This window comes from Dietzia maris (assembly GCF_014144855.1).
GTDB classification, from domain to species: Bacteria; Actinomycetota; Actinomycetes; order Mycobacteriales; family Mycobacteriaceae; genus Dietzia; species Dietzia kunjamensis.
Genome location: NZ_JAALDN010000536.1, coordinates 1 through 6,063, shown reverse-complemented (window position 1 = coordinate 6,063; position 6,063 = coordinate 1). Strand labels below are relative to the sequence as shown.

Below are 6,063 nucleotides of genomic sequence, written 5' to 3'. Positions count from 1 at the left end.
GGTGACGCGCACCACACCCGCGCCACAGTGTCCTCATCCCCACCCGGGCGCGCGTGCGGCGCTCCCCCGCGGTGACACCCCCGGCGCGCCGGGACCACCTCTCGAAAGGACACCCCATGGGCGACATCCGTGCCCTCGGCTACCTCACCATCGACACCACCGACCTCGACCGCTGGCGCACCCTCGCCCACGACGTGCTGGACCTGGGCGTGGGCGCCGGCGGCGACGACGACACCCTCCACCTGCGCCTCGACGAGCGCGCCCGCCGCATCACCCTGCGCCGCGCGGAGAAGGACAACCTCGCCGCGGTGGGCTGGGAGGTGCGCGACGAGATCGCCCTGGACCGCGTCCGGGCCACCCTCACCGAGCACGGCATCGCCTACCGCGACCTCACCCACGACGAGACGCAGGCCATCAAGGTCGACGGCGCCATCACCCTGGAGGACCCCTGCGGCCAGCGCCTGGAGATCTTCCACGGCGCCGAGCTGGACCACTCCAAGGTCTCCACCAAGTACCGCACCGAGTTCGTCACCGACGAGCTGGGCCTGGGCCATCTCGTGGTCCCCACCACCGACTACGACGCCACCATCGGCTTCTACCGCGACGTGCTGGGCTTCCACACCCGCGGCGCGTTCCCGTTCCCGGCCGCCCCCGGCATGCCGCCGCTGCGCATCCAGTTCATGGGCGTCAACCCGCGCCACCACAGCTTCGCCGTGATGCCCGCCCCGCACATGGGCCCGGGGATCGTGCACATCATGCTCGAGGTGGCCGAGATGGACATGGTCGCCCAGGCCATGGAGCGCACCACCGAGCACGGGTTCGGCATCTCCTCCACCCTCGGCCGCCACACCAACGACAAGATGGTGTCCTACTACCTGCGCGCGCCCGGCGGCTGGGACATCGAGTTCGGCTACGACGGCCTCATGGTGGACGAGGACCAGTACCTGCCCCAGAACATCACCGCCGACAGCTACTGGGGCCATGACTGGTCCGGCAGCGAGCCCCTGGCCTGCACCATCCCGCTCGAGGAGACCGCCGCCGAGGCCGCGGCCGACTCCCTGTCCGAGCCCGTGGTGGAGACCGTCTGACGCACTGACGCTTCCTACGCGCCCCTGACCTCGATCAGCTCCCACCACCGCGCGGGCATGGTGCTGGGCGCTCTGCACGGCCGCCGAGTGGCTACTGCGTCCACGCAGGTACCGCTCGTCGACGCGACCCTCGGTGTAGCGGGTGACGATGTCTGCCGGGTCCTCCGCCTGGTCGACGCGGCCGTAGAAGAGACCGTGCGGCAGGACGAGCATCGTCGCGGCGAAGCGGTCGCCGCCCGGCTACTGAGCCGGATGCGTGGTCCTCGGCCGGTGCTCACGGACCGGGAGTCCGAGGTCCTGCGCGCCGTGGCCGAGGGGGCTCGAGCATCCGGCAGCCCGCCGAGTCGCTGCACCTGTCCGAAGGCACGGTCAAGACCCATCTCGTGCATGTCTTGAGAGAGGGCGCTGTGAGACCGGCGCCGTCATCGTCCGGCGCAAGAACTCGGCCGTGATCCTGCCGGCGTGGCGGCTGTGCGGGGTCAGGCCGGCGAGCACCGGGAACGCGTGGACTGCCGAGTACCACCGATGGGTCTCGACGGGCCGCCCGGCCGCGTGGAGGCGTTCGGTCAGCTGGAGCGCGGCCGATTCCACGAGTTCGCCCGCAGCCAGGGTGATCAGCGTCGGCGGGAACACCTCCGGATCGCAGGTGAGCATCGAACGGCTGCTCTCCAGCCCGTCGGCGTGGTGCTGCCACAGCCTCTGGAACCGCTGCACCGTGACGGCCGGTTGGTAGGAGTCGCGCGTGGCCCACGGCCCCTCACGCACCTCGCCATCGACGTCGAGCAGGGGCGAGTAGCCCACCATCGCGGCGGGCTGGCGGACGCCATCGCGGGCGGCCAACTCGCAGATCGCGGCGGCCAGGTACCCGCCCGCCGAGTCCCCGGCCACCACGATCCGGTGATCCGCGGGCAGTTGCTCGGACAGAGCGCGATACCCGGCGTAGGCATCCGCGACCACGGTCGCCAGGTCGACCTCCGGCAGCATCCGGTAGTCCAGCGAGTGCACGGTCACGCCGAGGTCTATCGCTAGCCGGCCGCAGAGCCCACGGTGGGTGCCGGGGCCGCAGAAGACGAACGCGCCGCCGTGGAGGTAGAGCAGGGTCACGTCGGCCAATGCGTCCGGGCCGACGGAATCGGGGGTCGACGTCTCGGCCGCGGTGCCGCCGAGCACGGTCCGTTCCACACGCACCCCGGCGGGGCCCGCCAGTCGCGAGAACCCGCGCTCGACTTCGGCCAGCCCCCGGATCCCGGCGCCGGTCATGGGCCAGAAGCGGTACACCTGACGGAGCGTCGCCCGCCCGGCCCAGTAGAGCAACCGGGACTGCAGGTCGACCTCACGATGGATGATCACGGAGGGGTCTGTCCGAGTGGTCAAGAGCGGGACGATCCTTGCGTTCGTAGGAGAGTGCGCTGCTTCCGGCGACCCTTGGCGGCCATCAGCGGCAGGAGGGCGGACGCCAGGCGGGGGAACGCGGCACCCAGCCTGGCCAGCGCCCCGCGCCTAGCCGGGACGGCCGTAACCGGGCGCCGCGACTCCAGCACCCTGCCCACCGCGCGCACCACGTCCTCCGACTGCAGGAGGACACCCGAAAACGACAGCGCCGCCTGCGGGTCCTCGAGTTTGTCGAAGAGCATCGGGGTCCAGATGCCGTCCGGGCAGATGCACGAGATGTCGATATCGTCCACCCCGGCCAGCCGCAAGTCGGCGGCCGTGCTGGAACTGAAGCCCATCACCGCGTGTTTGGACGCCGCGTAGACGGCCTCGCCCGGGACCGCGGAGATCCCCGCCAGCGAGACGATGTTGACGATGTGCCCGCCACTGCCGGTCGCGCCGGTGCCCGGGATACCAGCGCTGCGGCCGCGCATGGCCTCGATCGCGGCGACCGTGCCGTTGATCGTCCCCAGCGCGTTGACGTCCAGCATGAGCCGCCGCTGCTCGTCGGTCTGCTCCCACGCCGGGCCGGTGAGCAGGACGCCGGCGTTGTTGACCCACACGTCCACGCCCCCGGTCTCCGCGACCAGCCGGTCCCGGGCCTCGTCGACCTGCCCGCGATCGCGGATGTCGACAGCGGCCCAGAGCGCACCCCGCCCGATCTCCGCGGCCGCCGTCCGGGACGACTGCTCGTCCAGATCGGTGATCATGACGCGATACCCGCGGTCGGCCAGCAGGCCCGCGATATCTCGGCCCAGGCCGCGACCGGCCCCGGTCACGAGCGCGCTGCGGATCCTCGTCGTCGTCACTTCCCGTCCTTCAGTCCGGCGCGGATCTCGCCGTAGGAGATCCCACCGTGGCAGTACGTCGGCACCACCGGCCAGAAACGCTTCCACGGCGCCAGTTCGGTGGAGGGCAGGATCTGCAGCCAGCGCGGGTCGGTCGGGCACGGGTCGGCGAGGGTCTTCTCCTTGATCATGGAGTCGTACTGGTCCAGCGCGTCCTCGAGGGTGTTGGCGTTGGGGCAGATCTCGCGGCCGTACTCGCGGTGGTAGCGGCGCACGCCCGGGATCTTCGACAGCTCCGGCTGCCAGTTGTCCAGGGAGATGCCGTTCTCGGAGGACACCCACACGCCGTCCGGGGTGTTGATGACCAGCGAGTGGTTGCCGTCCGTGTGGCCGGGCGTCCACAGCAGGGCGATGCCGGGGCCGAGCTCGATGTCGCCGTCGAACACGGCGAACCTGTCCCGGTGGACGCCGTCGAGTCCGTCCTCGACGTACCAGGCCCATTGCATGGGGTGCAGGTCCTCCAGGGTGGCCAGTTCGCGGCGGTGCACGAGCAGCTGCGCGTCGCCGAACAGGGCGGTGCGCGGCGTCGGCTCGCCGGCGATCACCTCGCTCGAGCCGAGAATCATCCGGGGGTCCTGCACGTGCAGGTGGTCGAACGTGAGGAAGTCCACGTCCTCCGGCCGCAGCCCCACCTTGGCCAGGGCCTCGCCGGGCTCGTTAAAGTACTTGAGAATCGCCTTGCTGGCCAGGCGGCCGCCGGGGACGGCGTCGACCAGCCTCTCCAGATTGGCGTAGAACGGCGCCTTGGCGGAACCGGCGGGGACGGTCGGCTCGAACACCAGGGTGCGGGGCCGACCGTTCCAGTCGTCGTACTGGACCACCACCATGCGGTTGATCATGGTGACCAACGGCAGGCTGGGCACCGACACCGCGTTGTCGAAGGCGTACTTGACCGGGTACGGCGCCCCGGCCACGTCGACTGACCGCACCGCCCGCACCTGCCCCTGCTGCACGAACCGCTTCTTGTACTCGGCGGCCGCCGAGCGCACCGCCCTCAGCCGCTCGCCCCGCGGCCACACGTCGTGGACGCCGTCGAATTCGGGGATCGGCCGCGCGCCGATCTGCTCGAGCATGGGTTCGGACACCTGGTCCGAACGCGGTGGATCTTCGCGCAGCATCGTTCGCTCCTCCTCGCCGATGGGGTGGCCGCCCGGGGGGCGCCGGTCGTTCCCGCGGTCGACACCAGCATCCGGTGTCCGGCGGCGGGAAACTTGTGTCAGGGCGACAGGTTGGTGGTCCGCCTCAGCTCCCCGGGGGACATACCGAACCACCGGCGCGCCGCGTGGCTGAGCGTGGCCTGCTCGGCGAAACCGACCAGGTCGGCGATCTGGGTGAAGGACAGGTCGCTGGTCGTGATGAACCGGTGCGCGCGATCCCGACGCAGGTCGTCGACGACCCGGCCGTAGGTGGTGTCGACGGCGGCGAGGCGACGTTGCAGCGTCCGCGGGTGGAGCAGGAGCGCCCCGGCCACCTCGGCGAGCGTGGGGACGCGGCCGGGAAGGCGCTCCCCCACGAGGCGGCGCACCTGGTGAGCCACCGAGTCCGACGGGTCGGAGTACGAGCCCGTCAGGTAATCGAGGGCCGCGCGACGGAGATCCTCATCCGCGGAGGCGAACGTGGCATCCAACATCCGACGGTCGACGCACAGCGCGGCCGCGGGCCGGTCGAACTTCACGTCGACGCCGAAGAAGCCCAGATACCGGCCGACCGGCGAGAGTGGTCCGTGCGGCACCTCCACCGACCGCAACCCGGTGGACTGCCCGACCAGATGCACGGCCACCCGGTAGAACACCCCCAGCCCCAGCTCGGCGGCCTGCGGCGAGTACGGCGACTCGGTCAGCTCCTTGCGGTAGGTCAGGGCGATCACGCCGCGCCGGCCCCACGGGTCGTCGGCGACCTCGATCCTCAGCGCGGGGCTGTGCACGAACATGAACCGAGCCGCGCACTCCAGTGCCTCCGCGGGGGTCTGCGACGGTCCGATCGCGCGCGCGATGGGGCCGAGAATCGTCACGTCCTGCCGTTCGGCCAGCCGCAGACCGAGGTCCGGGCAGCGCAGGTGGGCTGCCGCCACATCGAGCATCCGGTCGTGGTCGGTGATCGACAGCAGCCCGTCCTCGTCCGCCAACGTCTCTGGCTCGATGCCGAACCGCGCGAGCAGCCGATCCGGATCCCCGCCGAGTTCGGTGACGAGCTCAGCGAACCCGCGCAGGCTCGCGGCGCGGATCAACGGCTGCATCGACGTCGCCTGTCCTTTCGCGTGCGGAGTGCCGGCGAGAAGCCGCGGTCGGGTACGTCTCCGCGGAGCCACACGTGGTTCGACCATCCTCGCTCCACCTCGCCCCGACGTCCGGCCCTACCCGCCGCCCCTGACCTCGATCAGCTCCCACTGCCGGACCGGCCCGGGGGCGTGGGCCCGGCACATCGTGAAGATCGGCTCCGAGTAAGTTTCGCGCAGCCACACCTCGACCGGACCGTGCGGGCCCTCGAGCGTCACCTCGACGTGCTCGTCCCGTTCGACCACGCGCACCGGGGCGAAGGCGTCGATGCGGTCGTCGGGCACCACCGCGCGGGCATGATGCTGGGCGCTCTGCACGGCCGCCGAGTAGCTGCTGCGCCCGCGCAGGTACCGCTCGTCGACCCGCCCCTCGGTGTAGCGGGTGACGATGTCTGCCGGATCCTCCGCCTGGTCGACGCGG

5 protein-coding genes and 2 pseudogenes are annotated in these 6,063 nt (G+C 71.2%); 1 reads left to right on the top strand and 6 read right to left on the bottom strand.

Going from position 1 to position 6,063, the window contains the following annotated elements; genetic code table 11:
* The first annotated feature begins 116 nt into the window (after nucleotides 1–116).
* The gene (locus G6024_RS15860) at nucleotides 117–1,088 is read left to right on the top strand and encodes a VOC family protein (RefSeq protein WP_159149141.1); all 972 of its coding nucleotides are present in this window, start codon (nucleotides 117–119) and stop codon (nucleotides 1,086–1,088) included.
* 30 nt (nucleotides 1,089–1,118) lie between these two features.
* On the opposite strand, the pseudogene G6024_RS16820 reads toward G6024_RS15860, so the two are convergent.
* The 6 genes and pseudogenes from G6024_RS16820 to G6024_RS15835 form a co-directional block, all read right to left on the bottom strand.
* Nucleotides 1,119–1,325, bottom strand: a pseudogene (locus tag G6024_RS16820) (sucrase ferredoxin); the annotation flags it as partial.
* A 132-nt stretch (nucleotides 1,326–1,457) separates the two neighbouring features.
* Complete coding sequence (locus G6024_RS15855; protein ID WP_159149140.1) at nucleotides 1,458–2,462, bottom strand: alpha/beta hydrolase; 1,005 nt, start codon at nucleotides 2,460–2,462, stop codon at nucleotides 1,458–1,460.
* Nucleotides 2,459–3,328, bottom strand: coding sequence for an SDR family oxidoreductase (locus G6024_RS15850; RefSeq protein ID WP_159149139.1), 870 nt, complete (start codon nucleotides 3,326–3,328; stop codon nucleotides 2,459–2,461). The genes G6024_RS15855 and G6024_RS15850 overlap by 4 nt, the downstream gene beginning before the upstream one ends.
* Nucleotides 3,325–4,485: an MBL fold metallo-hydrolase gene (locus G6024_RS15845; RefSeq protein WP_235027947.1), complete on the bottom strand. Its 1,161-nt coding sequence runs from the start codon at nucleotides 4,483–4,485 to the stop codon at nucleotides 3,325–3,327. The genes G6024_RS15850 and G6024_RS15845 overlap by 4 nt, the downstream gene beginning before the upstream one ends.
* Nucleotides 4,486–4,583: 98 nt before the next feature.
* Nucleotides 4,584–5,603: an AraC family transcriptional regulator gene (locus G6024_RS15840; RefSeq protein ID WP_159149138.1), complete on the bottom strand. Its 1,020-nt coding sequence runs from the start codon at nucleotides 5,601–5,603 to the stop codon at nucleotides 4,584–4,586.
* A 117-nt stretch (nucleotides 5,604–5,720) separates the two neighbouring features.
* A pseudogene (locus tag G6024_RS15835) lies at nucleotides 5,721–6,063 on the bottom strand (sucrase ferredoxin); the annotation flags it as partial.

What these genes read in the sequence shown, in the direction of transcription:
- G6024_RS15860 (WP_159149141.1), top strand. Translation starts at nt 117, where the DNA reads ATGGGCGACATCCGTGCCCTCGGCTACCTCACCATCGACACCACCGAC.
- G6024_RS15845 (WP_235027947.1), bottom strand. Translation starts at nt 4,485, where the DNA reads ATGCTGCGCGAAGATCCACCGCGTTCGGACCAGGTGTCCGAACCCATG.
- G6024_RS15840 (WP_159149138.1), bottom strand. Translation starts at nt 5,603, where the DNA reads ATGCAGCCGTTGATCCGCGCCGCGAGCCTGCGCGGGTTCGCTGAGCTC.